At 58.1% G+C, this 26,736-nt stretch carries 20 protein-coding genes and 2 pseudogenes; 6 read left to right on the top strand and 16 right to left on the bottom strand.

The features are described from left to right. Positions 1–10 precede the first annotated feature (10 nt). The 10 genes from brnQ to sdhC form a co-directional block, all read right to left on the bottom strand. Entirely contained in the window at positions 11–1,324 is a 1,314-nt protein-coding gene (brnQ, locus tag QYQ93_RS09890) for a branched-chain amino acid transport system II carrier protein (protein WP_043051008.1), read from the bottom strand. Between the two features lie 427 nt (positions 1,325–1,751). Next, positions 1,752–2,633 (bottom strand): succinate--CoA ligase subunit alpha, encoded by an 882-nt coding sequence (gene sucD, locus QYQ93_RS09885; protein ID WP_003190013.1) that lies wholly within the window; start codon positions 2,631–2,633, stop codon positions 1,752–1,754. Continuing rightward, on the bottom strand, positions 2,633–3,799 hold the full coding sequence (gene sucC / locus QYQ93_RS09880) for an ADP-forming succinate--CoA ligase subunit beta (protein ID WP_003190011.1): 1,167 nt from the start codon (positions 3,797–3,799) through the stop codon (positions 2,633–2,635). Before sucC ends, sucD begins: the two co-directional genes overlap by 1 nt. Positions 3,800–4,003: 204 nt before the next feature. Then, on the bottom strand, positions 4,004–5,449 hold the full coding sequence (gene lpdA / locus QYQ93_RS09875) for a dihydrolipoyl dehydrogenase (protein WP_043051007.1): 1,446 nt from the start codon (positions 5,447–5,449) through the stop codon (positions 4,004–4,006). Positions 5,450–5,548: 99 nt separating this feature from the next. Next, positions 5,549–6,778, bottom strand: a complete 1,230-nt coding sequence (gene odhB, locus QYQ93_RS09870; RefSeq protein ID WP_043051006.1) for a 2-oxoglutarate dehydrogenase complex dihydrolipoyllysine-residue succinyltransferase — start codon at positions 6,776–6,778, stop codon at positions 5,549–5,551. 44 nt (positions 6,779–6,822) lie between these two features. Next, the gene (locus QYQ93_RS09865; RefSeq protein ID WP_043051005.1) at positions 6,823–9,654 is read right to left on the bottom strand and encodes a 2-oxoglutarate dehydrogenase E1 component; all 2,832 of its coding nucleotides are present in this window, start codon (positions 9,652–9,654) and stop codon (positions 6,823–6,825) included. Positions 9,655–9,916: 262 nt separating this feature from the next. Next, the gene (locus QYQ93_RS09860; RefSeq protein WP_034118919.1) at positions 9,917–10,621 is read right to left on the bottom strand and encodes a succinate dehydrogenase iron-sulfur subunit; all 705 of its coding nucleotides are present in this window, start codon (positions 10,619–10,621) and stop codon (positions 9,917–9,919) included. Positions 10,622–10,632: 11 nt separating this feature from the next. Further along, positions 10,633–12,405, bottom strand: a complete 1,773-nt coding sequence (sdhA, locus tag QYQ93_RS09855) for a succinate dehydrogenase flavoprotein subunit (RefSeq protein WP_003190007.1) — start codon at positions 12,403–12,405, stop codon at positions 10,633–10,635. Between the two features lie 3 nt (positions 12,406–12,408). Next, positions 12,409–12,777 carry a succinate dehydrogenase, hydrophobic membrane anchor protein gene (gene sdhD, locus QYQ93_RS09850; protein WP_003172805.1) on the bottom strand — a complete coding sequence of 123 codons (369 nt, stop codon included), beginning with the start codon at positions 12,775–12,777 and terminating at the stop codon, positions 12,409–12,411. After that, positions 12,771–13,145, bottom strand: coding sequence for a succinate dehydrogenase, cytochrome b556 subunit (gene sdhC / locus QYQ93_RS09845; protein ID WP_003190005.1), 375 nt, complete (start codon positions 13,143–13,145; stop codon positions 12,771–12,773). Before sdhC ends, sdhD begins: the two co-directional genes overlap by 7 nt. Positions 13,146–13,510: 365 nt before the next feature. Between sdhC and gltA the strand changes: the two genes are divergently transcribed. Beyond that, on the top strand, positions 13,511–14,800 hold the full coding sequence (gene gltA, locus QYQ93_RS09840; protein ID WP_012723087.1) for a citrate synthase: 1,290 nt from the start codon (positions 13,511–13,513) through the stop codon (positions 14,798–14,800). Positions 14,801–15,084: 284 nt separating this feature from the next. Here the strand turns inward: gltA and QYQ93_RS09835 are convergent, their stop codons facing one another. From QYQ93_RS09835 to QYQ93_RS09825, 3 genes are all read right to left on the bottom strand, one after another. Beyond that, entirely contained in the window at positions 15,085–16,743 is a 1,659-nt protein-coding gene (locus QYQ93_RS09835; protein WP_043051004.1) for a cation acetate symporter, read from the bottom strand. After that, positions 16,740–17,051 carry a DUF485 domain-containing protein gene (locus QYQ93_RS09830; RefSeq protein WP_046069091.1) on the bottom strand — a complete coding sequence of 104 codons (312 nt, stop codon included), beginning with the start codon at positions 17,049–17,051 and terminating at the stop codon, positions 16,740–16,742. The genes QYQ93_RS09835 and QYQ93_RS09830 overlap by 4 nt, the downstream gene beginning before the upstream one ends. Before the next feature lie 256 nt (positions 17,052–17,307). Continuing rightward, complete coding sequence (locus tag QYQ93_RS09825; protein WP_043051002.1) at positions 17,308–18,159, bottom strand: glycine betaine ABC transporter substrate-binding protein; 852 nt, start codon at positions 18,157–18,159, stop codon at positions 17,308–17,310. A 333-nt stretch (positions 18,160–18,492) separates the two neighbouring features. Between QYQ93_RS09825 and QYQ93_RS09820 the strand changes: the two genes are divergently transcribed. Beyond that, positions 18,493–20,046, top strand: coding sequence for a glycosyl hydrolase family 17 protein (locus tag QYQ93_RS09820; RefSeq protein WP_338476816.1), 1,554 nt, complete (start codon positions 18,493–18,495; stop codon positions 20,044–20,046). 105 nt (positions 20,047–20,151) lie between these two features. Here QYQ93_RS09820 and QYQ93_RS09815 read toward each other — a convergent pair whose 3' ends face one another. Next, positions 20,152–20,520 carry a hypothetical protein gene (locus QYQ93_RS09815; RefSeq protein ID WP_338476815.1) on the bottom strand — a complete coding sequence of 123 codons (369 nt, stop codon included), beginning with the start codon at positions 20,518–20,520 and terminating at the stop codon, positions 20,152–20,154. A 235-nt stretch (positions 20,521–20,755) separates the two neighbouring features. On the opposite strand from QYQ93_RS09815, the gene QYQ93_RS09810 reads away from it, so the two are divergent. Then, positions 20,756–22,054 carry a serine/threonine protein kinase gene (locus QYQ93_RS09810; RefSeq protein ID WP_032877094.1) on the top strand — a complete coding sequence of 433 codons (1,299 nt, stop codon included), beginning with the start codon at positions 20,756–20,758 and terminating at the stop codon, positions 22,052–22,054. Then, entirely contained in the window at positions 22,047–22,835 is a 789-nt protein-coding gene (locus tag QYQ93_RS09805) for an MlaA family lipoprotein (RefSeq protein ID WP_043051000.1), read from the top strand. The genes QYQ93_RS09810 and QYQ93_RS09805 overlap by 8 nt, the downstream gene beginning before the upstream one ends. A gap of 470 nt (positions 22,836–23,305) precedes the next feature. Here the strand turns inward: QYQ93_RS09805 and QYQ93_RS09800 are convergent. Continuing rightward, positions 23,306–23,743: pseudogene (locus tag QYQ93_RS09800) on the bottom strand (DUF808 family protein); the annotation flags it as partial. On the opposite strand from QYQ93_RS09800, the pseudogene QYQ93_RS09795 reads away from it, so the two are divergent. Then, positions 23,699–23,926, top strand: a pseudogene (locus tag QYQ93_RS09795) (MlaA family lipoprotein); the annotation flags it as partial. The pseudogenes QYQ93_RS09800 and QYQ93_RS09795 sit on opposite strands and share 45 nt — an antisense overlap. A 182-nt stretch (positions 23,927–24,108) precedes the next feature. Continuing rightward, positions 24,109–25,137: a hypothetical protein gene (locus tag QYQ93_RS09790; protein WP_338476814.1), complete on the top strand. Its 1,029-nt coding sequence runs from the start codon at positions 24,109–24,111 to the stop codon at positions 25,135–25,137. Positions 25,138–25,773: 636 nt separating this feature from the next. Here QYQ93_RS09790 and QYQ93_RS09785 read toward each other — a convergent pair. After that, a complete protein-coding gene (locus tag QYQ93_RS09785; protein ID WP_338476813.1) occupies positions 25,774–26,688 on the bottom strand; it encodes a DUF808 domain-containing protein in 915 nt (304 codons plus the stop codon). Between the last annotated feature and the right edge of the window lie 48 nt (positions 26,689–26,736).

The following is a 26,736-nucleotide window of genomic DNA, read 5'->3' as shown; positions in this document are numbered from 1 at the left end:
AAACAATCTGTTATGCGATGGCTTCGCTACGCTTGCCAAGCATTCGGTCAATCACCACCGCCACGACCAGGGTCATCACCGACGGCACCAGCCAGGCCAGGCCTTGCTCGCTCAGCGGCAAGTGTGTCAGTTGCGCCGGCATCCAATCCGCCAGGCCCGCGCCCTTAAGAGCGTCGATGCAACCAAAGATAAACGACACCAGCATTACCGGTCCGACAATACGCCCTTGCTCCTGCCAGAAATCCTTACAGAAGCTCAGCGCCACCAGCACGATGCACGGCGGGTAGATGGCAGTAAGTACCGGAATCGAGAAGGCGATCAGCTTGGTCAGGCCCAGGTTGGACACGAACAACGAGAACACTGCCAGGATTACTACCAGGGTCTTGTAGGACAGCGGCAGGATCTTGCTGAAGTACTCGGCGCAGGCGCAGGTCAGGCCTACTGCGGTGACCAGGCACGCCAGGGAAATCAGCACGGCAAGGAAGCCGCTGCCCAGGGAGCCGAACGTATGTTGCACGTAGGCGTGCAGTACCGCTGCCCCATTGCTGGCACCGGCGGCGACCGCATGGCTGCCCGAGCCCAGGCGGAACAGGCTGACGTACACCAGCGCCAGGCCCACGCCGGCTATCAGCCCGGCGATGATCGCGTAACGGGTGATCAGCTTGGGCGACTCAACACCGCGGGAGCGGATCGCGTTGACGATCACGATGCCGAACACCAGGGCACCCAGGGTATCCATGGTCAGGTAGCCGTTGATAAAACCTTGCGAGAATGGCGCGGCGACGTATTCCGTGGTGGCAACCCCTACCTCACCGGCCGGCAAGGCAAACGCGGCGATACCGAGGATGGCCAGGGCGATAATCTTCAGCGGTGCGAGGAAACGACCTACCGTGTCCAATAACCGGCCTGGATACAGCGAGACAAAGAACACCACCAGGAAATATACCGAGCTGTAGAGGAACAGCGCCAACGGACTTTCACCGGTCAACGGCGCAAGACCCACTTCAAATGACACCGTCGCAGTGCGCGGGGTCGCGAACAGCGGCCCTACCGCCAGGTACGCCGCCGCCGCCAGCAGGCCACCGGCGATCTTGCCGATCGGGCTGCTCAGCGCATCCATGCCACCACCGACCTTGGCCAGGGCAATCACGGTGACCACCGGCAAACCGACCGCAGTGATCAAGAAGCCCAGCGCCGCCATCCAGACATGGGGCCCGGACTGCAAGCCAACGATAGGCGGGAAGATGATGTTGCCGGCGCCCACGAACAGGGCAAAGGTCATAAAGCCCAACGCCAGGATATCCTGGCTTTTCAACACTTTCATTTGAGGAAATACCACACTACTGAATCGGAATTTAGAGAGGGCTTCCCTATGGATGAGGGAAATGCTGCCGGCCCTGATGGGGGCTGACCGTACCAGCGCGCAGCTTCCTTTTGGGATGCGGACGCATAAAGAGGCGGCTAGGGTACAGAATTAGGCTGACAAACGCACTGTTGCGGGGCGCTCTGTCCGATAAGCGACATTTGAATGTCGCGTTTTCATACTTAATTTGCCCATACAGTTTTTTGTAGGAGCGAGTTCGCTCGCGAAAAACCCACAGGCGCCGCGTTCATTCAGGCAGCACGCGTTATCGTTGACGTTTTTCGCGAGCAAGCTCGCTCCTACAGAAGGGCCATATCGCAGACACAGAATGCACAAAGGCCACCCGAAGGTGGCCTTTGTGTGGTGAAGCGTCAGCTAAGCGCGAGGCTTACTTGACAGCCCAACCAGTCAGCTCGGCCAGGGCCTTGCCGATGTCTGCCAGCGAACGCACGGTTTTAACACCTGCGTCTTGCAGAGCAGCGAATTTCTCGTCTGCAGTGCCTTTGCCGCCAGAGATGATTGCGCCAGCATGGCCCATGCGCTTGCCCGCAGGGGCAGTCACACCAGCGATGTAGGAAACAACCGGCTTGGTCACGTGTGCCTTGATGTAGGCAGCCGCTTCTTCTTCGGCCGAACCGCCGATCTCACCGATCATCACGATCGCTTCGGTCTTCGGGTCTTCCTGGAACAGCTTCAGGATGTCGATGAAGTTCGAGCCTGGGATCGGGTCACCGCCGATGCCGACGCAAGTCGACTGACCGAAACCGGCGTCAGTGGTCTGCTTCACAGCTTCGTAGGTCAGGGTGCCGGAACGGGAAACGATACCGACTTTACCTGGCAAGTGAATGTGACCTGGCATGATGCCGATCTTGCATTCGCCTGGGGTGATCACGCCTGGGCAGTTAGGGCCGATCAGGACTACGCCCAGCTCGTCGCACTTAACTTTAGCGTCCAGCATGTCCAGGGTAGGAATGCCTTCGGTGATGCACACGATCAGCTTGATGCCGCCGAATGCCGCTTCCAGGATCGAGTCCTTGCAGAAAGGAGCTGGAACGTAGATCACGCTGGCGGTGGCGCCAGTGGCTTCTACTGCTTCTTTCACGGTGTTGAACACGGGCAGGCCCAGGTGCTCGGTGCCGCCTTTGCCTGGTGTTACGCCGCCAACCATCTGGGTGCCGTACTCGATGGCTTGCTGGGTGTGGAAACTACCTTGCGAACCGGTAATACCCTGGCAGATAACTTTGGTGTCTTTATTGATCAGGACGCTCATTACTTGCCCTCCGCAGCTTTGACAACTTGTTGAGCAGCGTCGGTCAGGCTGGTAGCCGCGATGATGTTCAAACCGCTTTCTGCCAGTACTTTAGCGCCCAGTTCAGCGTTGTTACCTTCAAGGCGCACAACAACCGGGATTTTGACGCCGACTTCTTTCACTGCACCGATGATGCCTTCGGCAATCATGTCGCAACGAACGATGCCGCCGAAGATATTGACCAGTACTGCAGCGACGTTGGAGTCGGACAGGATGATCTTGAACGCTTCGGTAACGCGCTCCTTGGTAGCGCCACCACCTACGTCGAGGAAGTTGGCTGGCTTGCCGCCATGCAGGTTGACGATGTCCATGGTACCCATGGCCAGGCCAGCACCGTTGACCATGCAACCGATGTTACCTTCCAGGGCTACGTAGTTCAGTTCGAACTTGGCAGCGTGCGCTTCGCGCGGATCGTCTTGCGACGGATCGTGGAAAGTCTTCAGCTTAGGCTGACGGTACATGGCGTTGGCGTCGATGTTGATCTTGGCGTCGAGGCAGTGCAGATCACCGTCAGCCTTGATCACCAGCGGGTTCACTTCCAGCAGGGCCAGATCGTGATCCTGGAACAGTTTGGCCAGACCTACGAAGATCTTGGCGAACTGGGCAACTTGCTTGCCTTCCAGGCCCAGCTGGAAAGCCAGTTCACGACCCTGGAATGGCTGTGCGCCAACCAGTGGATCGATAGTGGCTTTCAGGATTTTTTCTGGGGTTTCGTGAGCGATCTTCTCGATGTCCACGCCACCTTCGGTGGAAGCCATGAATACGATGCGACGGCTCGAACGGTCAACGACAGCGCCCAGGTACAGCTCTTTAGCGATATCAGTGCACGATTCAACCAGGATCTTGGTGACTGGCTGGCCATTGGCATCAGTCTGGTAAGTCACCAGACGCTTGCCCAGCCACTGCTGTGCGAAGGCCTTGGCGTCTTCTTTGCTGCGAACCAGCTTGACGCCGCCCGCTTTACCGCGACCACCGGCGTGGACCTGGGCTTTGACAACCCACTCGCTGCCGCCGATTTTGTCGCAAGCTTCTGCTGCTGCTTCCGGGGTGTCTACTGCGTAGCCCTTGGAAACTGGCAGGCCGTATTCAGCGAACAGCTGCTTACCCTGATACTCGTGAAGATTCATGCTTTTTACCGTCTTCGTTAGGTACTGCGCATTCGGCGCTGCGCTCATTATGAGTGCCGCGCCACCTGTGACTGCTGCTCGCGCAACCTGCGGGGCTTATGGCCCGTAAAGCTGCGCAAGGCTGCGTCCAGCGGATATTCCGCGGTGAGTCTTGCGCGCAAGGCTCACGACGGGCAACTCCGCCGTGGTTTCTTATTATCTCGCTTAGCGCTTCTTCTTGTTGGCGATGTGGATGGCGCCGCCATTCACTGCCAACGCGGCTTCATGCAGCGCTTCGGACAGGGTCGGATGGGAGAAGACCATCATGCCGATGTCCTCGGCACTGGTGCCGAATTCCATGCCGATCGCGCCCTGCTGAACCAGTTCTGCAGCGCTTGGGCCAATCACGTGAACGCCCAATACGCGGTCAGTCTTGGCATCAGCGATGACCTTGACAAAACCACCGGTGTCGTTGGCTGCCATGGCACGGCCAGAAGCAGCGAACGGGAAGGTGCCGACGTTAACTTCAACACCTTCGTTTTTCAACTGCTGTTCGTTCTTGCCGACCCATGCAATTTCCGGGTGGGTGTAGATAACCGATGGAATCAGGTCGTAGTTCATCTGGGTCTTGTGGCCCTTGATGCGCTCGACAACCATGATGCCTTCTTCGGAAGCCTTGTGCGCCAGCATCATGCCGCGAACCACATCACCGATGGCGTAAACACCTGGAACAGCGGTAGAGCAATGATCATCGACATGGATGAAGCCACGTTCGTCGATCTCTACACCGCTGTCGGAAGCCAGCAGGTCGTTGGTCACCGGACGGCGGCCAACAGCCACGATCAGCTTGTCGAAGGTGATGGTCTGCTCGCCATCCTTGTCGGTGTAGGTCACCACGACTTCTTCGCCGTTGACCTTGGAGCCAGTCACGCGAGCGCCGAGCTTGATGTCCAGACCTTGCTTGGTCAGGGTTTTCAGCGCTTCTTTGGACACGGCGGTGTCGGCAGCCAGCAGGAACGTGTCCAGGGCTTCCAGCACGGTGACCTTGGAACCCAGGCGGGACCAGACCGAACCCAGCTCCAGGCCGATCACACCGGCGCCGATCACGCCCAGGCGCGCAGGCACGGCTTGGAATTCCAGGGCGCCGGTCGAATCAACGATTACGTTCTGGTCAACCGGAGCCGGTGGAATGTCGATTGGGCGCGAGCCTGGGGCCAGGATCACGTTTTCGGCTTCGATGACTTCAACCGAACCGTCCGGCTTGGTGACTTCGACTTTCTTGCCCGCCAGCAGCTTGCCGTGGCCTTGGATGGACGTCACGCCGTTGGCCTTGAACAAGGTGGCAACGCCGGAAGTCAGGCCCTTGACGATGTTGGCTTTGCGACCAACCATGGCAGGAACGTCCATGCGCAGGGTCTCACGGCTGATCCCTTGGATACCGTGAATGGCCAGGCCGTCTTGGGCTTCGTGGAATTTCCAGGAGCTGTCCAGCAGCGCCTTGGACGGAATGCAGCCAACGTTCAGGCAAGTACCGCCCAGCGCCAGTTTGCCTTCCTTGTCGGTGTATTTTTCGATGCAGGCAGTCGAGAGGCCCAGTTGCGCGGCCTTGATGGCGGCAACATAGCCGCCAGGGCCTGCACCAATCACTACAACGTCAAATTTCTGTGTCATGAAAATAGATCCTCTATTTGCGACAAGCTTTTAGCCACAAGCCGCAAGCCAAGCTGCTTTTTCCTACAGCTTGTAGCTCGCAACTTGCGGCTGCTTCTATCAGATGTCCAGGAGCAGGCGAGCCGGGTCTTCCAGCAGGTTCTTGATGGTCACCAGGAACGTCACGGCTTCTTTACCGTCGATCAGGCGGTGATCGTAAGACAGTGCCAGGTACATCATTGGGCGGATCACGACCTGGCCATTGATGGCCATCGGACGCTGGATGATGTTGTGCATGCCCAGGATCGCAGCTTGCGGTGGGTTGACGATCGGCGTCGACATCATCGAACCGAAGGTACCACCGTTGGTGATGGTGAAGGTACCACCGGTCATCTCGTCGATGGTCAGCTTGCCGTCACGGGCTTTCTTGCCGAAGCCGGCGATGCCGCCTTCGATTTCAGCCAGGCTCATCAGCTCGGCGTTACGCAGTACCGGAACCACCAGGCCACGGTCGCTGGACACGGCAACGCCGATGTCTGCATAGCCGTGGTAGACGATGTCGCTGCCGTCGATGGAAGCGTTGACAGCCGGGAAGCGCTTCAGCGCTTCGGTGGCCGCTTTGACGAAGAACGACATGAAGCCCAGGCGCACGCCGTTGTGGGACTTCTCGAACAGATCCTTGTACTTCGAACGCAGGGCCATGACTTCGGTCATGTCGACTTCGTTGAAAGTGGTCAGCATCGCCATGTTCGACTGGGCTTCAACCAGGCGCTTGGCCACGGTGGCACGTACACGGGTCATCGGTACACGCTTCTCGGTGCGGTCGCCGGCAGCGAACACCGGAGCAGCGGCAGCCGGAGCAGCAGCCTTGGCAGGTGCGGCAGCCGGGGCGTTTTTCTTGGCTTCAACGGCAGCAACCACGTCTTCCTTGGTCACGCGGCCGTCTTTGCCGGTGCCCTTGATGGAAGCCAGGTTGATACCATTTTCATCAGCCAGTTGACGTGCAGCCGGTGCAGCGATTGGATCTTCGCCACCGGCAGCCGGTGCGGCGGCAGGCGCCGAAGCAGCCGGTGCAGCAGCAGCGGCGACAGGAGCAGGAGCTGCAGCAGCGCTGCCCTCTTCGATCGAACCCAGTACCTGGTTCGACAGAACGGTAGCGCCCTCTTCAGCCACGATCGCGCCCAGCACGCCGTCAGCTTCAGCCAACACTTCGAGTACGACTTTGTCAGTCTCGATGTCAACGATCAGCTCGTCACGCTTGACGGCGTCGCCTGGTTTCTTGTGCCAGGTGGCAACGGTGCCATCGGCAACCGATTCCGGGAATGACGGGGCTTTGATTTCGATAGCCATTATCTGTAGGTCCTTAAAATTCGGTTTCAGTCAGCGCGAAGGCGTTAAACAGTGAAAGCATCTTGCAGCAGTTTTTCCTGCTGCTCGGCGTGCATCGACGCATAACCACAGGCAGGTGCAGCAGAAGCATCACGACCGGCGTACTCCAGGCCCAGGGCCTTGTTGTGGTTGCCGATGCTGCGACGCAGATGATGCTGGCTGCTGTACCAGGCGCCCTGGTTCATCGGTTCTTCCTGACACCACACTACGTTCGTGAGGTTGGTGTAAGGCGCGATGATCTCCATGAGGTCATCTTCCGGGAACGGATAAAGCTGCTCGATACGCACGATAGCAATGTCTTCGCGGCCTTCGGCACGGCGTTTTTCCAGCAGATCGTAGTAGACCTTGCCGCTGCACAGGATCAGGCGAGTGACCTTGGCGGCGTCCAGTGTGTCGATCTCTGGAATCACGGTCTGGAACGAACCTTCGGCCAGGTCTTCCAGGGTCGAGACGGCCAGTTTGTGGCGCAACAGCGATTTCGGCGTGAGTACGACCAGCGGCTTGCGCAGCGGGCGGATCACCTGGCGACGCAGCAAATGGTAGATCTGCGCCGGGGTGGTCGGCACGCACACCTGGATGTTGTGCTCGGCACACAGCTGCAGGTAACGCTCCAGACGTGCCGAAGAGTGCTCCGGCCCCTGACCTTCATAACCGTGTGGCAGCAGCATGGTCAAACCGCACAGACGGCCCCACTTGTGCTCGCCGCTGGTGATGAACTGGTCGATCACCACCTGGGCACCGTTGGCAAAGTCGCCGAACTGGGCTTCCCAGATCACCAACGCGTTCGGCGTGGTGGTCGAGTAGCCGTATTCGAACGCCAGTACGGCTTCTTCGGACAGGAACGAATCGTACAGGTCGAAACGTGGCTGGCCTTCGTACAGGTGTTGCAACGGAATGTAAGTGGAAGCGTCTTTCTGGTTGTGCAGAACCGCATGACGGTGCGAGAACGTACCACGGCCGATGTCCTGGCCGGTCATGCGGATCGGGTGACCTTCGAACGCCAGGGTCGCGTACGCCATGGTTTCAGCGTAACCCCAGTTGATCGGCAGGCCGCCGGCTTGCATCTTCTGACGATCTTCGTAGATCTTCGCCACCTGGCGCTGAACGACGAAACCTTCGGGAATTTCCAGCAGCTTGGCAGAAAGCTCCTGCAAGGTCTTCAGGTCGAAGGACGTATCGTGACGCGCAGTCCAGGTGTGGCCCAGGTACGGACGCCAGTCGACGAAAAGCTCCTTGTTCGGTTCCTTGACCAGGCTTTTTACTACATGCAGGCCATTGTCCAGGGCGTTGCGGTATTCGTCGACTTTCGCCTGGACACGTTCATCATCCACCACGCCGGCCTTGGTCAGGCTTTCGGCGTACAGCTCACGAGTGGTGCGCTGCTTGGTGATCTGCTGATACATCAATGGCTGGGTGCCGCTTGGCTCGTCCGCTTCGTTGTGACCGCGACGGCGGTAGCAAACCAGGTCGATCACCACATCACGCTTGAACTGCATGCGGTAGTCGACAGCCAGTTGGGTCACGAACAGCACGGCTTCCGGATCATCGCCATTCACGTGCAGGATCGGCGCCTGGATCATCTTGGCAACGTCGGTGGCGTACTCGGTGGAGCGCGCATCCAGCGGGTTGCTGATGGTAAAGCCGACCTGGTTGTTGATGACGATGTGAACGGTACCGCCAGTCTTGAAGCCGCGAGTCTGCGACATCTGGAACGTTTCCAGGACCACGCCCTGACCGGCGAATGCCGCGTCACCGTGGATGGAAATCGGCAGGACCTTCTCACCGGTGGCGTCGTTACGACGATCCTGGCGAGCACGTACCGAACCCTCGACCACTGGCGAAACAATTTCCAGGTGGGATGGGTTGAACGCCATGGCCAGGTGAACTTCACCGCCGGTGGTCATCACGTTGGACGAGAAGCCCTGGTGGTACTTAACGTCACCGGAACCCAGCTCGACCTTCTTCTTACCTTCGAACTCGTCGAACAGCTCACGCGGGTTCTTGCCGAAGGTGTTGACCAACACGTTCAGGCGACCACGGTGAGCCATGCCGATCACGACTTCCTTGGTGCCGTAGGAACCGGAACGCTGGATCAGTTCGTCGAGCATCGGAATCAGGCTCTCGCCGCCTTCCAGGCCGAAACGCTTGGTGCCTGGGTATTTGGTGCCCAGGTATTTCTCCAGGCCTTCGGCTGCGGTCACGCGCTCCAGCAAGTGGCTGCGCACATCAGCGGACAATACCGGGCGGCCACGCACGCCTTCCAGGCGGTGCTGGAACCAGTGGCGCTGCTCGGAATCGGTGATATGCGTAAATTCAGCGCCAATGGTGCGGCAATATGTCTGCTGCAACGCTTCGTGAATTTCGCGTAGGCTCGCTTCCTCTTTGCCGATGAACAGGTCGCCGGCACGGAAGGTCGTATCAAGATCGGCATTGGTCAAGCCGTAATGATTGATCGACAGGTCTGCAGGTGCAGGACGCTGCCACAGCCCCAGCGGGTCAAGCTGGGCTGCCTGGTGGCCACGCATACGGTAGGCCTGGATCAGTCGCAGTACTTCAACTTGCTTCTTCTCATGCTCGCTGCTCACGCTGCCGGCGGAAACCGGCTGGGCGCGGCGCTGGTTCTTTGCCAGCAGCACGAACTGATCGCGAATTGTTGCGTGCGATACATCGGTGGCAGCGTTGCCGTCTGAAGACAACGTCTGAAATTTGGTGCGCCATTCTTCTGGCACAGCGTTAGGGTCGTGCAGGTAGAGCTCATAAAGCTCTTCCACATAGGCAGCGTTACCACCTGAAAGATAGCCGCTGTTCCACATGCGCTGCATCACGCTTTCTTGCATGCTTGGTCACCCTCGATTTGGGGACACCACCGGCGAAAACACCGAGTCTGCTTGCAAAAGGCCAAGTGCAGCGACCAAAACAAGCCACTTAGGATCACGCTGATAGTTCGGGTACCAACCCGAATGCCCCTGCTTGTCTCATTTCTTCAAAATAAGAGCCGCGGCTTTGTAAGTCGCTGCTCAAGTTAAAACTACGGCGCCGGTTGAAGCCTGCGCCGCAGCATTTACGGGCACAACGGTCCTGCTATTACTACAACGTCAGTTACACGCCGCTCTGCAGCAGCATGTTACGGATGTGACCAATGGCCTTAGTCGGGTTCAGGCCCTTGGGACATACGTTGACGCAGTTCATGATCCCGCGGCAGCGGAATACGCTGAACGGGTCATCCAGCGAAGCCAGGCGCTCGGACGTCTTGGTATCACGGCTGTCTGCCAGGAAGCGGTACGCTTGCAGCAAGGCAGCTGGGCCCAGGAACTTGTCCGGGTTCCACCAGAAGGACGGGCACGAAGTCGAGCAGCAAGCGCACAGGATGCACTCGTACAAGCCATCGAGCTTTTCACGCTCTTCAGGGGACTGCAGACGCTCGATGGCCGGAGCCGGCGTGTCATTCTGCAGGAACGGCTTAACTTTCTCGTATTGCTTGTAGAAGATGCTCATATCGACGACCAGGTCACGGATAACCGGCAAACCTGGCAGAGGACGAACGATCAGCTTGTTACCTTTGACAACAGCGGACAGCGGCGTGATACACGCCAGGCCGTTCTTGCCATTGATGTTCATGCCGTCGGAGCCGCAGACACCTTCACGGCAAGAGCGACGATAGGAGAAACCCTCGTCCTGTTCCTTGATCAGGGCCAGCACGTCCAGCACCATCAGGTCTTTACCACCGGTATCGACCGAGAATTCCTGCATGAACGGCGCGGCGTCCTGATCAGGGTTGTAGCGATAAACACTGACTTTCAACATGGCAGCCACCCTTAGTAAGTCCGAATCTTCGGTTCAAACGTCGGAACCGTCTTCGGCGAGAAGTTCACGGCACGCTTGGTCACGCGCTTGTCACCCGGGAAGTACAGGGTGTGGCACAACCAGTTTTCGTCATCGCGATCTTCAAAGTCTTCACGGGCGTGGGCACCACGGGATTCTTTACGAACCTCGGCGGCGATCGCCGTCGCTTCAGCCACTTCCAGCAGGTTCTGCAGTTCAAGGGCTTCGATACGAGCAGTGTTGAACGCCTGGCTCTTATCGTTAATCTTGACGTTGGCGATACGCTTGCGCAGATCGGCCAGCTGGGCAATGCCCTTCTGCATGTATTCGCCGGTACGGAACACACCGAAGTAGTTCTGCATGCAGTTCTGCAGCTCACGACGCAGGGTTGCCACGTCTTCGCCATCAGTGCGCTCGTTCAGAGCGTTGAGGCGCGCCAGGGCAGCTTCGATGTTGGCGTCGGTGGCGTCATCGTATTCGATGCCGTCGGTCAGCGCCTTTTCCAGGTGCAGGCCGGCAGCGCGGCCGAATACCACCAGGTCGAGCAGCGAGTTGCCGCCCAGGCGGTTGGCACCGTGAACCGATACGCAGGCCACTTCGCCTACCGCGAACAGACCATGAATGATCTCGTCCTGGCCATCGGCGTTCTGGGTGATCGCCTGGCCATGAATGTTGGTCGGCACGCCGCCCATCATGTAGTGGCAAGTCGGAACAACCGGCACCGGAGCAACCACCGGGTCAACGTGGGCAAAGGTCTTGGACAGCTCGCAGATACCTGGCAGGCGGCTGTGCAGCACTTCCTCACCAAGGTGATCGAGCTTGAGCAGTACGTGGTCGCCATTCGGGCCACAGCCGTTACCGGCGATGATCTCTTTAACCATCGAACGGGCTACTACGTCACGGCCAGCCAAGTCTTTGGCGTTCGGAGCATAACGCTCCATGAAACGCTCGCCATGCTTGTTGATCAGGTAGCCACCTTCGCCACGGCAACCTTCGGTCACCAATACACCGGCGCCGGCGATGCCGGTCGGGTGGAACTGCCACATTTCGATGTCTTGTACAGGTACGCCCGCGCGCAGTGCCATGCCGACGCCGTCACCGGTATTGATCAGGGCATTGGTGGTCGAAGCGTAGATACGACCTGCACCGCCGGTCGCCAGAACAGTAGCCTTGGCGCGGATGTAGGTGGTTTCACCGGTTTCGATGCAGATAGCGATCACACCGACGAACTCGCCTTGCGCGTTCTTGACCAGGTCAACCGCGTAGTACTCGTTCAGGAACGTGGTACCGGCTTTCAGGTTGCCCTGGTAAAGGGTGTGCAGCAGCGCGTGACCGGTACGGTCGGACGCGGCGCAGGTACGGGCAGCCTGGCCACCTTTACCGTAGTCCTTCGACTGGCCGCCGAATGGACGCTGGTAGATACGACCTTGCTCGGTACGGGAGAACGGCAGGCCCATGTGGTCCAGCTCGAACACCGCGGCCGGGCCTTCCTGACACATGTATTCGATAGCGTCCTGGTCACCGATGTAGTCGGAACCCTTGACGGTATCGTACATGTGCCAGCGCCAGTCATCGTTCGGGTCGGCGGACGCGATGGCGCAGGTGATGCCACCCTGGGCCGATACGGTGTGGGAGCGCGTCGGGAACACCTTGGTGATCACGGCAGTCTTGTGACCACCCTGGGCCAGCTGCAGCGCAGCGCGCATGCCAGCACCGCCGCCACCAATGATGATGGCGTCGAATGAAATAGTTGGAATGTTAGCCATGAATCAGATACCCCAAAGAATCTGCACACCCCAGACGAAGTAAGCGAACATCGCGACGCCGCATACTGCCTGGAAGAGGAAACGTACTGCAGTCGCGGACTTGCCCAGCGCCATCGGCGTCAGGTAGTCAGTCGCGATGGTCCACATGCCAACCCAGGCGTGAGCGCCCAGGGCTACAAGGGCCAGCAGACTGAAGATTCGCATCGCATTATGGGAAAACAGGCCATGCCATTGCTCATAGCCAATGCCCGGGTTTGCGACGAGGTATCCGATCAGGAAAATGAAATAAGCCGCGAGAACGACCGCAGACACACGCTGTGCCATCCAGTCATAGAGGCCCGAACGCGACAGATTCGTAACGCTGGTTACCATATCCAAACTCCTGCCAGAACGATCAGCACCACGGAAATGGCGATGATGATTTTCGAGCCCAGGCGGCCGCCTTCCAGCGTCTCACCGATGCCCATGTCCATGATCAAATGGCGCACACCGGCTACCAGGTGATACAGCAGAGAGGACAAGAGGCCCCATGCTACGAACTTGGCCAGCGGGCTGGTCAAGCATGCCTTCACCTCGGCGTATCCTTCCTCGGAACCCAGGGATTTGCTCAATGCATAAAGCATGATGCCCAAGCCCAGGAACAGGATGATGCCGGAAACACGGTGCAGGAACGACGTAACGCCGGTGATGGGGAGTTTGATGGTCCTTAGGTCTAGGTTTACAGGTCGTTGGCTATTCACGGCTTTTTTTCACACTGAAGAGCCCCTAACAATCAGGGCAAAGTTGTTGGGGAGTGCGACTGGTCAGGTAAGCACCACCCAGGGAGTGCGACCCCCAATGAAAGCAAGCCCAAAAGCCCTTGGCGGTCGGTGGCCGAGTATAGACAGTTAGGTTACTAATGACAACGCGCACACCTCACCCTAATAGCTGATTGCGCTGACGGGATAAAAGGCGTAAATGGCAGTCATTTTCGACGAAAAAGTACGGTTAAAGCCTTCTGGCGCAAGACTTTAGGCAAATTGACATCTGGATTTATATCAATATAGTGGTGCGGGCCCTGCGTGGGGGGTCTGTCTGATGATTTGAAGCATAAATAGGAGGCCACATGGCTGACAAAAAAGCGCAGTTGATCATCGAGGGCGCAGCCCCCGTCGAGCTGCCCATTTTAACCGGCACCGTTGGTCCCGATGTTATCGACGTACGGGGCCTGACGGCCACGGGCCGTTTTACTTTCGACCCAGGCTTCATGTCGACCGCTTCGTGCGAGTCGAAGATCACCTATATCGATGGTGATAATGGCATTCTGCTTCATCGCGGCTACCCGATCGAGCAACTGGCCGAACAATCGGACTACCTGGAAACCTGCTACCTGCTGCTAAATGGTGAATTGCCAACAGCCGAGCAGAAAGCCCAGTTCGTCAGCACTGTGAAGAACCACACCATGGTTCACGAGCAGTTGAAGACCTTCTTCAACGGCTTTCGTCGCGACGCCCACCCGATGGCCGTCATGTGCGGCGTGGTCGGCGCCCTGTCGGCCTTCTATCACGACTCCCTGGACATCAATAACCCGCAGCATCGCGAAATTTCCGCGATCCGCCTGGTTGCCAAGATGCCGACCCTGGCCGCAATGGTTTACAAGTACTCCATGGGCCAACCCATGATGTACCCGCGCAACGACCTGACGTACGCGGAAAACTTCCTGCACATGATGTTCAACACCCCGTGCGAGATCAAACCGATCAGCCCTGTGCTGGCCAAGGCCATGGACCGGATCTTCATCCTCCATGCCGACCACGAGCAGAACGCCTCCACCTCCACCGTACGCCTGGCCGGCTCTTCGGGTGCCAACCCGTTCGCCTGTATCGCCGCCGGCATCGCCGCACTGTGGGGCCCTGCCCACGGCGGTGCGAACGAAGCCGTGTTGACCATGCTCGATGAAATCGGCGATGTTTCCAACATCGACAAGTTCATTGCCAAGGCCAAGGACAAGAACGATCCGTTCAAGCTGATGGGCTTCGGTCACCGGGTCTACAAGAACCGCGACCCACGTGCCACTGTGATGAAGCAGACCTGCGACGAAGTGTTGAAGGAACTGGGCATCAAGAACGATCCGCAACTCGAACTGGCCATGCGCCTGGAAGAGATCGCCCTGACCGACCCGTACTTCATCGAACGCTCGCTGTACCCGAACGTCGACTTCTACTCGGGGATCATCCTCAAGGCGATCGGCATTCCAACCAGCATGTTCACCGTGATCTTCGCTTTGGCGCGGACTGTGGGCTGGATCTCCCACTGGAAGGAAATGCTCTCCAGCCCGTACAAGATTGGCCGCCCGCGCCAGCTGTACACCGGCTACGAGTCGCGTGACATTACCAAGCTGGAAGATCGCAAGTAAGCACTTAAGGGCTTGCCTGTAATGAGAACGGCCTCCCTCAGTGGAGGCCGTTTTTATTTGGGGTGCCTGGTGTGCCGCCATCGGGAGCAAGTCGAATCGTCGCACCGCCCCTCCCACACTTGACTGTGTTCACAAGTTGAAATCTGCGAACCCAATCCAGTGTGGGAGGGGCGGTGCGACGATTCGACTTGCTCCCGATGAGACCAGTAGCAGCCCCCCATAAATCCCAGACAAAAAAATACCCCGGCCTTTCGACCGGGGCATTTTTCTATCCAGCTATAACCTTAGTGGTTAACCGCCCCACTCGCCCCCAGGCCAGTCTGCGAACGCACAAACTGCGGGAAGTACAGCGCACGCTCTTTCTCTGCCGCCGCCGACTTGTCGGTGATGGAGAAGAACCAGATGCCGATGAACGCAATGATCATCGAGAACAGAGCCGGGTACTCGTACGGGAAGATGGCTTTTTCGTGGTGCAGGATCGAGACCCAGATGGTCGGGCCGAGGATCATCAGGCCCACGGCACTGATCAAGCCCAGCCAGCCGCCGATCATGGCGCCACGGGTGGTGAGGTTTTTCCAGTACATGGAAAGCAGCAGCACCGGGAAGTTACAGCTGGCGGCAATCGAGAACGCAAGGCCGACCATGAACGCAATGTTCTGGCTTTCGAACAGGATACCCAGGCCGATAGCCAGCACTGCCAGGGCGATGGTGGTGATCTTCGACACGCGAATCTCATCCTTCTCGTTGGCCTTGCCCTTCTTGATCACGCTGGCGTACAGGTCATGGGATACCGCCGAAGCTCCGGCCAGGGTCAAGCCGGCAACCACCGCGAGGATGGTGGCGAAGGCCACGGCCGAGATGAAGCCCAGGAAGATGCTGCCACCCACCGCGTTGGCCAGGTGCACCGCCGCCATGTTGTTACCGCCGAGCAAAGCGCCTGCCGCATCCTTGAACGCCGGGTTGGTGCTGACCAACAGGATCGCGCCGAAGCCGATGATAAAGGTCAGGATATAGAAGTAGCCGATGAAGCCCGTAGCGTACAGCACGCTCTTACGCGCTTCCTTGGCGTCGCTCACGGTGAAGAAACGCATCAGGATGTGCGGCAGGCCGGCGGTACCGAACATCAGGGCCAGGCCAAGGGAGAATGCCGAGATAGGGTCTTTCACCAGGCCGCCCGGGCTCATGATCGCTTCACCTTTGGGGTGAACCTTGATCGCTTCGGCAAACAGCATGTTGAAGTCGAAGTTGACGTGCTTCATCACCATCAGCGCCATGAACGAGGCACCGGACAGCAACAGCACCGCCTTGATGATCTGCACCCAGGTGGTCGCCAGCATGCCGCCGAACAACACGTACAGGCACATCAGGATGCCGACCAGGATCACCGCCACATGGTAGTCCAGGCCGAACAGCAACTGGATCAGCTTGCCCGCGCCAACCATCTGCGCGATCAGGTAGAACGCCACCACCACCAGCGAGCCACAGGCCGAGAGGCTGCGGATCTGGGTTTGCCCGAGGCGATAGGACGCCACGTCGGCAAAGGTGTATTTGCCCAGGTTACGCAGGCGCTCGGCGATCAGGAACAGGATGATCGGCCAGCCCACCAGGAAGCCGATCGAGTAGATCAGGCCGTCGTAGCCAGAGGTAAACACCAGCGCGGAAATACCCAGGAAGGACGCCGCCGACATATAGTCGCCGGCAATCGCCAGGCCGTTCTGGAAACCGGTGATCTTGCCGCCTGCCGCATAGTAGTCGGCCGCCGACTTGTTGCGCTTGGACGCCCAGTAGGTGATGCACAACGTCGCGCCGACAAAGGCCACGAACATCAGGATCGCTGCGATATTCAGCGGTTGCTTGTGCACTTCACCGGTCAATGCATCTGCCGCCCAAACGGCGGGAGCAAAGACGCTAGCGCCGAATACAGCCAATAGACGACGGATCATTGCGCAGCCTCCTTGAGAATCGCATTGTTCAGGTCGTCGAATTCGCCATTGGCGCGTCGCACATAGATGCCGGTGAGGATGAAGGCCGAGACAATCAGCCCGACCCCGATAGGGATGCCCCAGGTGATGGATGAACCGGGGCTGAGCTTGGCCCCCAGTACTTGCGGCCCGTAGGCGATCAATAGGATGAAACCGGAGTAAAGCCCTAGCATGATCGCCGAGAGAATCCAGGCGAACTTTTCCCTTTTCCTGACCAGCTCCTTGAAACGCGGGCTGTTTTGAATCGAGAGGTAAATGCTGTCGTTCATTGTTTTTATCCTCGCAGCACAGCTTTTTTATTATTGGAACGTATCCACTGTATGCGGCTGTGGAAAGGGTTCCAGACGACCTTAGTAGTAGATCGAGTGTAGCGAGGGATGGCTAAAGCGCAGGAAGATTTGAGGCGGGGCGAAACCAGTGTGGGAGGGGGCTTGCTCCCGATAGCGGTGTACCAGTCAAAAAATCTGTGACTGACATACCGCTATCGGGAGCAAGCCCCCTCCCACAGGGGTGCATCAGTGGCTTTTATTTAGCGGTCCATTCGGCCACGCGCTCAGGGTGCTTGGCCACCCAATCCTTGGCCGCCGCATCAGGCTTGGCGCCTTCCTGGATAGCGAGCATGACTTCGCCGATCTCATCCTTGGAGGCCCACTGGAATTTCTTCAGGAAAGCCGCCACTTCCGGTGCTTTCTTCTCCAGGCCCTTGCTGCCGATGCTGTTGACGGTTTCAGCAGCACCATAAATCCCTTTGGGGTCTTCCAGGAAACGCAGTTTCCACTTGGCAAACATCCAGTGCGGCACCCAACCGGTCACGGCAATGGAGTCCTGCTTGTCTTCGGCACGGGTCAGTTCGGCGATCATCGCCGCGCCCGAGCTGGCTTGCAGCTTGTAGTCCAGGCCATATTGCTTGATGGCTTCGTCGGTCTTGAGCATTACGCCTGAACCGGCGTCGATGCCGACAATCTTGTTCTTGAAGGTGGTATCGGTCTTGAGGTCTTCGATGGATTTGGCCTTGACGTACTCCGGCACGATCAAGCCAATCTTCGCATCCTTGAAGTTAGGGCCGTAGTCGACCACCTTATCTTTGTTCTTGGCCCAGTATTCGCCATGGGTCACAGGCAGCCAGGCAGAGAGCATGGCATCGAGTTTGCCGGTGGCGACGCCCTGCCACATGATCCCGGTGGCGACGGCTTGCAGCTTCACGTCGTAGCCAAGTTTTTCCCTGATCACTTCTGCCGCCACGTGAGTGGTGGCCACGCTGTCGGACCAGCCGTCCACGTAGCCGAGGCTCAGGGTCTTGCTGTCGGCGCTGGCCAGTGTGGAGCCCATCGCAACCACCAACGTGGCAGCTGCGCCCAAGAGTCGTCGCATCTTCATAGTACTTCCCCGAAAGTGCTGCGCCCGACGGATGCCGAGCGACGTCAAACTGTTGTTATAGGGTGCACCGCGCCTCCTTCACGCGCATCGATCCGGTTGCCCAAGACATCAGTGGAGTTCTGACCCTTCGATAATCAACCTGCCGGGTCCATGGACCTGCTCTGCCAGCGACCTCGGCTGAGCAAGAAACGACATCACATAGCCAGCAGGAAGCCTCCTACAACTTGACGCCAGAATCCCGCCCGAACTTTGCATGTCAAAATCATGCAGCCGCACTGAAAGGAGTCAATTGCGGGTAAGATGCGCGCCTTTGCTCCCCCAGATAAGCCGACCATGCCCGCGACTGCCCGCTTCCCTGCCCTGCCCTATTTCCTCGCCTTGATCCTCGGCTTGCTCGCCCTTGTCGGCTACTGGTACGGCCTCGGCCGGCCGGTGGTGTTGCCGGACGTCGCCAGCGCCAGCCACAAGATGCAATGTGCGTCCTATACGCCGTTCGACAAGGACCAATCGCCCTTCGACCAGCCGTTCAAGCTGCGCCCCGAGCGCATGGACGCCGACCTGGCGCTGCTTGCCACACGCTTTGAATGCATTCGCACCTACTCCATGACGGGCCTGGAGTCCTTGCCCGACCTGGCGCGCAAGCATGGCTTGAAGGTGATGGCCGGGGCCTGGGTCAGCAGCGATCCAGTGGCGACCGAGAAAGAAATCAACGAGCTGATCGCTGCTGCCAACGCTAATCCTGACATCGTCACCTCGGTGATCGTCGGCAACGAAGCCCTGTTGCGCAAGGAAGTGACCGCCAAGCAATTGGTGGCGCTGATTCAAACAGTCAAAGGCCAGATCAAGCAGCCGGTCACCTACGCCGATGTCTGGGAGTTCTGGCTGCAACACCCGGAAATCGCCCCGGCGGTGGATTTCCTCACCATTCACCTGCTGCCGTACTGGGAAGATGATCCGTCCGGCATCGACCAGGCGCTCAAGCACGTGGGCGATGTACGCCAGACCTTCGGCCACAAGTTCGCGCCCAAGGACATCGTGATCGGCGAGACCGGCTGGCCCAGCGAAGGCCGCCAGCGCGAAACCGCCGTGCCAAGCCGGGTCAATGAAGCCAAGTTCATGCGTGGCTTCGTGGCCATGGCCGAAGCCAATGGCTGGCGCTACAACTTGATCGAAGCCTTTGACCAACCTTGGAAGCGCGCCAGTGAAGGTGCCGTCGGCGGGTATTGGGGGCTGTTCGATGCAGACCGCCAGGACAAAGCCATCCTCGCCGGCCCCGTGACCAATGTACCGTACTGGCCGCTGTGGCTGGGCGTCGGCGGGCTCATCCTGCTCGGCACCCTGATGCTCGGTGGCCGTGTGCGCAGCCTACGCTCGGCGCTGCTGCTGCCCTTACTGGGCGCCGTTGCAGCCTGCTCCATTGGCACCTGGGCCGAACTGACCCGTGTCACCGCACGCTTCAATGATGAGTGGGTATGGGCCGGTTTGCTGGTGGTATTGAACATGCTGGTGCTGGCCCACGCCGCCCTGGCCCTCAGCGCCCGTGACGGCTGGCGCGCGCGCGCGTTCGACTGGCTGGAGCAACGTGCCGGTTGGCTGGTGGCGATTGCCGGGTTTGCCGGGGCGGTAATGATGCTGGCGCTGGTGTTTGACCCGCGTTACCGCAGCTTTCCGAGCGCGGCGCTGCTGCTGCCCGCCATGGTGTACCTGGTGCGCCCGGTAACCGGGCCGCGTCGGGAGATTGCGCTGCTGGCCTTCATTATCGGTGCCGGCATTGCACCGCAGTTGTACCGGGAAGGCTTGCTGAACCAGCAGGCTTGGGGCTGGGCGGTGGTCAGCGTGCTCATGGTTGCAGCTTTGTGGCGCTGCTTGCGGGTGCGCAAGGCTTAACACTGTCATCGGGAGCAAGCCCCCTCCCACACTTGACCGAATTCACAAATAGAAATATGTGAACCCAATCAAGTGTGGGAGGGAGTTTGCTCCCGATTGGCCCTATCAGGCGCCCCGAGGCTTCCTGACCAACCGCAACCCCGCAATCACCAGCGCAAACACCGCAAACGTGGTGTTGTACAACGCCAGGGCCGGCAGCCCGAACACCATCCCCAGCACCGCCAAAGCCCACCCCGCACGCCCCGGCACGAAAAACGCCAGCACCGACGTGATCAGCGCTGCCCAACCCAGCACCTTGAAGTGAATCATCAACCCCAGGTTCGCACGCACCTGGCACTCCCAGCGGCTGGCCTCCTCTGCGCAGAGGCCGACCCACTGCCCATCCTCCATAAAGCCATAACGTGCGGCATAGCTGGCGGCCAGCCATAACGGCAGGGCAATAAGCAGCAAAATCAACGGCAAGCGGCGGGACATGGGGCACTCCGATAGGCAAAAACGGCGCTCAGCTTAATCCCACCGCGGCCGTTAGCAAGGTGTTCGCGCAGATATCTGTTCAACAAGGCGTGGCAAAGTGTATCGTCTCGCTACTATTACCCCCGATTCCTACGTTTTTTCCGACTTTTCGTGCCGAGTGCTGGCACTTCGGTGACAAGGCGGTGGTCATAGCCTGCGAACTTCATTCAGCACGTTTCCTCTTAGGGATTAAGTCATGCTCCGTTCCTTGCGCTGTGCTGCCTTGCTGGGCAGCCTATTTTTGAGTGCGTCAGCACTGGCCGTCGATATCGACCAGGCCAGCTATGGCTACCCTTTGACCAACCCGTTCGAAGCCACCATTGCCACCACGCCTCCCGATCTTCGGCCAACCTTGCCGACCGATGATGAGATCAACCAATCCGACTACACCCTGAATATGCGCCCCGAGCGCGAGTTCAGCCTGCCGGACAATTTCTGGGCGGTGAAGAAACTCACCTACCGCATCGCCAAGCAGGACCGCGCTGCGCCGCTGATCTTCCTGATCGCGGGCACCGGTGCGCGGTTCGACAGCAGCATCAACGAATACCTGAAGAAGCTGTATTACCAGGCCGGCTACCACGTGGTGCAGTTGTCATCGCCCACCAGCTTCGACTTCATCAGCGCTGCCTCGCGCTTCGCCACCCCGGGTATCACCCAGGAGGACGCCGAAGACATGTACCGCGTGATGCAAGCTGTGCGTGCACAAAATGCCTCGTTGCCAGTGACCGACTTCTACCTCACCGGCTACAGTCTGGGCGCCCTGGATGCAGCGTTCGTCAGCAAGCTGGATGAAACCCGCCGCACCTTCAACTTCAAGAAAGTGCTGCTGCTCAACCCGCCGGTCAACCTCTACACCTCGATTACCAACCTCGACAAACTGGTACAGACCGAGGTCAAGGGCATCAACAACACCACCACCTTCTATGAGCTGGTGTTGAGCAAACTGACCCGCTACTTCCAGCAAAAAGGCTACATCGACCTCAACGATGCGCTGCTCTATGACTTCCAGCAGTCCAAGCAGCACCTGAGCAACGAACAGATGGCCATGTTGATCGGCACTTCGTTCCGCTTTTCGGCTGCCGACATCGCCTTTACCTCGGACCTGATCAATCGCCGCGGCCTGATCATCCCGCCCAAATACCCGATCACTGAAGGCACCAGTCTCACGCCGTTCCTCAAGCGTGCCCTGCAATGCGACTTCGACTGCTATCTCACCGAACAAGTGATCCCGATGTGGCGCGCCCGTTCCGACGGCGGCAGCCTGCTGCAACTGATCGATCAGGTCAGCTTGTACGCTCTCAAGGACTACCTGCGCGACAGCCCGAAAATCGCCGTGATGCACAACGCCGACGACGTGATCCTCGGCCCTGGCGACCTGGGTTTCCTGCGTAAAACTTTCGGCGATCGCTTGACCGTCTACCCGCTGGGCGGCCACTGCGGCAACCTCAATTACCGCGTCAACGCCGACGCCATGCTGGAGTTCTTCCGTGGCTAAATATCTTTTGCTGCTTGCCGCACTTATGTGCGCAGGCGTGGCCAATGCCGACAACAGCAAGGCCCATGAACCGGTCAAGGTCGGTGCCGACGGTTTCAAGGAGCCGCTGACCAAGCTCAAGTTCAACCCAGGCCTGGACCAGCGCGAGTTCGAGCGCTCATCGCTGACCGCCCTTAACGTGTATGACCCGCTGGAGTCGTGGAACCGCCGCGTCTACCACTTCAACTATCGCTTCGACCAATGGGTGTTCCTGCCGGTGGTCAATGGCTACCGCTATGTCACGCCGAGCTTCCTGCGTACCGGCGTAAGCAACTTTTTCAACAACCTGGGCGATGTACCCAACCTGTTGAACAGCCTGCTGCAACTCAAGGGCCACCGCTCCCTGGAAACCACCGGGCGCTTGCTGGTCAATACCACCATAGGCGTCGCCGGCCTATGGGACCCGGCCACCGCCATGGGCCTGCCGCGCCAGAGTGAAGACTTCGGCCAGACCTTGGGCTTCTACGGCGTGCCCGGCGGCGCCTACGTGGTCCTGCCGATCTTCGGCCCGTCGAACCTGCGCGACACCACCGGCCTGCTGGTGGATTACAGCGCAGAGTCGCAGATCAACTTCCTCAACGTGTCCGAAGTCAGCTCCAACCACCCGGAAATCTGGGCACTGCGCGCGGTGGACAAGCGCTACCAGACCAGCTTCCGTTACGGGCAGATGAACTCGCCGTTTGAGTATGAGAAGGTGCGGTATATCTATACGGAGTCGCGTAAGTTGCAGATTGCCGAGTAAATCTCGCGTCATTGAAAAGGCCATTCGATTGAATGGCCTTTTTTTCGCCTGTGAATTTCCATTTTTTTATAGAAAACTGGAACTCATAGGGCCGGATCTGCCACACAAGGATGAGTTTGTTCTGCTGTCAGAACGGCTCTTATCCAAACCTGTATAATAATTAAGGAATATCATGTCCTCGATCCAGCCCACTTCATCTCCACCTCTGCCCGCCCCAGATACCTCACGCTCCCAGAAAGAAACAGGGACGCCCCCTCAAGAGCGATTTCTGGATGTCCTTGCACGGACGTATATAGACACCGCCCAGGAGCAGAACTCTAAAATTGAGTTTAATCGCGAGCCAAAGTAGCCAATACATGAGCTGGAACACAGATTTAGCCTCAGTTTTTTGACCGCATGGCTTTATTCAGCAAGGTACTAGGATGGTGCTGACTTCATGACAGGTCTGGGTTGTTTTTTAGTCAGATAGATCAAAACATTACCCCTTTCCAGCCCTTGCCAATCAGACTGACCACCGCCAACACAATGCCCCCGGCAAGAATCCCTGTCACCGCATTAAGCAAGGTTGGCATCAACCACGCCAGGGCCCCGGTGCTCTGGCTCACTGATTCAATCCAGAGATGCACCGCCGGCACACCATGGGTGAGGATGCCACCACCGACCATGAACATCGCCGCCGTACCAATCACCGACAGGCTTTTCATCATGCAAGGCGCCGCCCACAAGATTGCGCCACCGATGCTACGCGCCATCTGGCCAGGCTTTTGAGTGAACCACAGGCCCAGATCATCCAGCTTGACGATACCCGCCACCGGCCCGTAGACGCCCGCGGTCATGACAATCGCAATGCCGGACAGCACGATCACCTGCGCGACACCACCGGCCTGATCGTCGACTACAGCGCCGAGACCCAGATCAACTTCCTCAACGTGTCCGAAGTCAGCTCCAACCACCCGGAAATCTGGGCCCTGCGCGCAGTGGACAAGCGCTACCAGAGCAGCTTCCGCTATGGGCAGATGAACTCGCCGTTTGAGTATGAGAAGGTGCGGTATATCTATACGGAGTCGCGTAAGTTGCAGATTGCCGAGTAAATCTCGCGTCATTGAAAAGGCCATTCGATTGAATGGCCTTTTTTTCGTCTGTCATTTATCCATTTGCCCTCTAAGGAAAACAGGAACTCACTGTGCGAAATCAACCACCTAGGAGTGCGTTCTTGACCTCCTGCCATAGCAGCGTTTTCCATCCTGACACGAAACAATTAAAGGAAACTATCATGTCCTCTATCACGCCCTCTCCCTTCATTCAGCCTCCAGTCATGAATGCCCCCAAGCAAGAATCTTCAGTCTCTCAGCCCCCAACTGAAAACACGGGCAGAGCGCCGGGCGACAATCGGACCGTAGAGGAGATTACCAACGGGCCCCTTTTCAAACAGATCTTTGGGTCATCTGACCCCAAAAACCCGCAAGCACCTCTATTGGCACACGACCGGCTGGAGGATTTCTACTGGCAAATCGGCGGCAACTTTAACGATCCAACACTGAGCTATAAAGAGCGAGCTGACGTGGCCGCCAACGCAGAGAAAGTACTCCAATTTATCGCTCAATCAGGGGGCAACGATTCCATAGCCAACAACGGCTTTATTGAAGGCGAGACAAAGTTTAGGTCGAAAATCGCGTACCAAGGGCTGTCCGATGGAGCCCTTACCGTTGAAGGCTCAGAAGCCAGAATGGTCCTGAACTTCGCCAGGGATGGCTATCACGCACTTCAAGGCCCTGGCGGACAGAATATAGAACCTACCCACAGGCCAGTAATACAGGTCGAAGAGCCACCTGTTGAAAATTGGGAAGTTCCATTTCCCACGCCCCACGACAAAATTCCCGCGGAGGATGAGCGTACAGCCTTGCAGTTACAAAATGAATATCGCGTCGTTGACTTCGTACCTCTTCCCAGCGAGTTGCCTCCAAAACAAGCCGAACGCGCAAAAAAACTGGTTGAAGACCTGACTCATATTGTTGGCGACTTCAGAAAAACCAACCCAGACGAACAGGACCGGCGCACCGCGATGAACAAACTGGGTCGTGTTACCCAGTTCCTCGCGTCTAAAATCAACGATGACCGCAGCAATGCGCGCGACGTGCATCGCACCTTTGCAGAGTTCAGCCAGATCGGTTACCCAGCACTGGAGAAATACCGCGCCCCCGCCCGGAATGAGCCTGCCGGCACTTCAAATAACCCAGGCGCGCCTGTAAGCCCAGACCCAGCTAAAAGCATGATGGGCAGGGGCCTCGGAAGGAACTTGTAAACTCCCTCAGAACTCAAACCGTCATTGAACTGGCCTGATGAATTTGGTCACATCAATGGGCAGATGAACTCTGCCATTTGAGTATGCGAAGGTGCGGTATATCTATACGGAGTCGCGTAAGGTGCAGACTGCCGAGTACCCCCCGCGGCGAAAAAAGACCACTCCATTGAATGGTCTTTTTTTCGCCTGTCATTTGTCAACTTGATATGTACGAAAACATGGAACTCATTATGCGAAATCTGCCACACAGCAGTACGCGTCATCTCTTACCCGTGCCGCGTTTATTCAATCTGCATAAACAATTCAAGGAAACCATCATGTCCGAGTTCGCCCTCTCTTACCCTGCTCTACATCAGTACCTTAATGACCATTCCACACAGAAAAAAATAACTTCTGATCCAATGGAGCAACTCTCAAGTAAAACGCCCTCAGAACTTAACTCGCTTGTTCAAGAGGCATCGGAGCCTGACGCGTTTACGAACCAATTATTCAGTGAACTGAGCGATTTCCAGAGAACACAAATCCAGTACTGATAGTACTGACCCTGGCAGCACGTGCTTGCCAGGTCTTGACTTAGCTGCACCCTGGCGGGGCTGACTTCATAAAAGGTCTGCATTGGCTTTTTTGTCAGACAGGTCAAGACCTGACCACTTTCCAGCCCTTGCCGATGACACTGGCCGCCGCCAATACAATGCCGCCGGCAATAATCCCTGCCACTGCATTAAGCAAGGTCGGCATCAACCAAGCCAGAGCCCCGGCGCTCTGGCTCACCGATTCAATCCAGTGATGCACCACCGGCACACCATGGGTGAGGATGCCGCCACCGACCATGAACATCGCTGCCGTACCAATCACCGACAAGCTTTTCATCATGTAGGGTGCCGCCCGCAAGATTGCGCCACCGATACTGCGCGCCATCTGGCCAGGCTTTTGAGTGAGCCACAGGCCCAGGTCATCCAGCTTGACGATACCCGCCACCAGCCCGTAGACGCCCACGGTCATCACAATCGCAATGCCCGACAGCACCACCACCTGTTGCATCAACGGTGCGTCGGCCACGGTGCCCAGGGTGATGGCGATGATTTCGGCGGAGAGGATAAAGTCGGTGCGGATTGCACCTTTGATCTTGTCCTTTTCAAAGGCCACCAAATCGGTGGCCGGGTCGGCCACGGCTTCGACCAATTGCGCGTGCTCGGCCTGGCCCTCGGCCTTGCTGTGCAGGAATTTATGCGCCAGTTTCTCGAAGCCTTCGAAACACAGGTAGGCACCACCGAGCATCAACAATGGCGTCACCGCCCACGGGACGAAGGCGCTGATCAACAGCGCGGTCGGCACCAGGATCAACTTGTTGATAAACGAGCCCTTGGCTACCGCCCACACTACCGGGATTTCCCGCTCGGCGCGCACCCCGGAGACCTGCTGGGCATTGAGCGCCAGGTCGTCACCCAGCACCCCGGCGGTCTTCTTGGCCGCCATTTTTGTCATCAGAGCGACGTCATCGAGTACCGCGGCGATATCGTCGATCAACACCAACAAGCTGCTTCCTGCCATGAATCAAGTATCCGTAAGGGGGAGATCGGGCGAGCATAGCGCGGCGCA

This window comes from Pseudomonas khavaziana (genome assembly GCF_036704165.1).
GTDB classification, from domain to species: Bacteria; Pseudomonadota; Gammaproteobacteria; order Pseudomonadales; family Pseudomonadaceae; genus Aquipseudomonas; species Aquipseudomonas khavaziana.
The sequence above is the reverse complement of the archived record's forward strand: the minus strand, read 5'-3'. Positions and strand labels throughout refer to the sequence as shown.

Bases quoted from the DNA above. Each gene is read 5' to 3' on its own strand.
- QYQ93_RS09810 (WP_032877094.1), top strand. From the start codon at position 20,756: ATGCTCCGTTCCTTGCGCTGTGCTGCCTTGCTGGGCAGCCTATTTTTG.
- lpdA (WP_043051007.1), bottom strand. From the start codon at position 5,449: ATGACACAGAAATTTGACGTTGTAGTGATTGGTGCAGGCCCTGGCGGC.
- sdhA (WP_003190007.1), bottom strand. From the start codon at position 12,405: ATGGCTAACATTCCAACTATTTCATTCGACGCCATCATCATTGGTGGC.
- QYQ93_RS09820 (WP_338476816.1), top strand. From the start codon at position 18,493: ATGCCCGCGACTGCCCGCTTCCCTGCCCTGCCCTATTTCCTCGCCTTG.
- QYQ93_RS09835 (WP_043051004.1), bottom strand. From the start codon at position 16,743: ATGATCCGTCGTCTATTGGCTGTATTCGGCGCTAGCGTCTTTGCTCCC.
- QYQ93_RS09815 (WP_338476815.1), bottom strand. From the start codon at position 20,520: ATGTCCCGCCGCTTGCCGTTGATTTTGCTGCTTATTGCCCTGCCGTTA.
- brnQ (WP_043051008.1), bottom strand. From the start codon at position 1,324: ATGAAAGTGTTGAAAAGCCAGGATATCCTGGCGTTGGGCTTTATGACC.
- QYQ93_RS09860 (WP_034118919.1), bottom strand. From the start codon at position 10,621: ATGTTGAAAGTCAGTGTTTATCGCTACAACCCTGATCAGGACGCCGCG.
- sucC (WP_003190011.1), bottom strand. From the start codon at position 3,799: ATGAATCTTCACGAGTATCAGGGTAAGCAGCTGTTCGCTGAATACGGC.
- sdhD (WP_003172805.1), bottom strand. From the start codon at position 12,777: ATGGTAACCAGCGTTACGAATCTGTCGCGTTCGGGCCTCTATGACTGG.
- gltA (WP_012723087.1), top strand. From the start codon at position 13,511: ATGGCTGACAAAAAAGCGCAGTTGATCATCGAGGGCGCAGCCCCCGTC.
- QYQ93_RS09865 (WP_043051005.1), bottom strand. From the start codon at position 9,654: ATGCAAGAAAGCGTGATGCAGCGCATGTGGAACAGCGGCTATCTTTCA.
- QYQ93_RS09785 (WP_338476813.1), bottom strand. From the start codon at position 26,688: ATGGCAGGAAGCAGCTTGTTGGTGTTGATCGACGATATCGCCGCGGTA.
- sucD (WP_003190013.1), bottom strand. From the start codon at position 2,633: ATGAGCGTCCTGATCAATAAAGACACCAAAGTTATCTGCCAGGGTATT.
- odhB (WP_043051006.1), bottom strand. From the start codon at position 6,778: ATGGCTATCGAAATCAAAGCCCCGTCATTCCCGGAATCGGTTGCCGAT.
- QYQ93_RS09825 (WP_043051002.1), bottom strand. From the start codon at position 18,159: ATGAAGATGCGACGACTCTTGGGCGCAGCTGCCACGTTGGTGGTTGCG.
- QYQ93_RS09830 (WP_046069091.1), bottom strand. From the start codon at position 17,051: ATGAACGACAGCATTTACCTCTCGATTCAAAACAGCCCGCGTTTCAAG.
- QYQ93_RS09790 (WP_338476814.1), top strand. From the start codon at position 24,109: ATGTCCTCTATCACGCCCTCTCCCTTCATTCAGCCTCCAGTCATGAAT.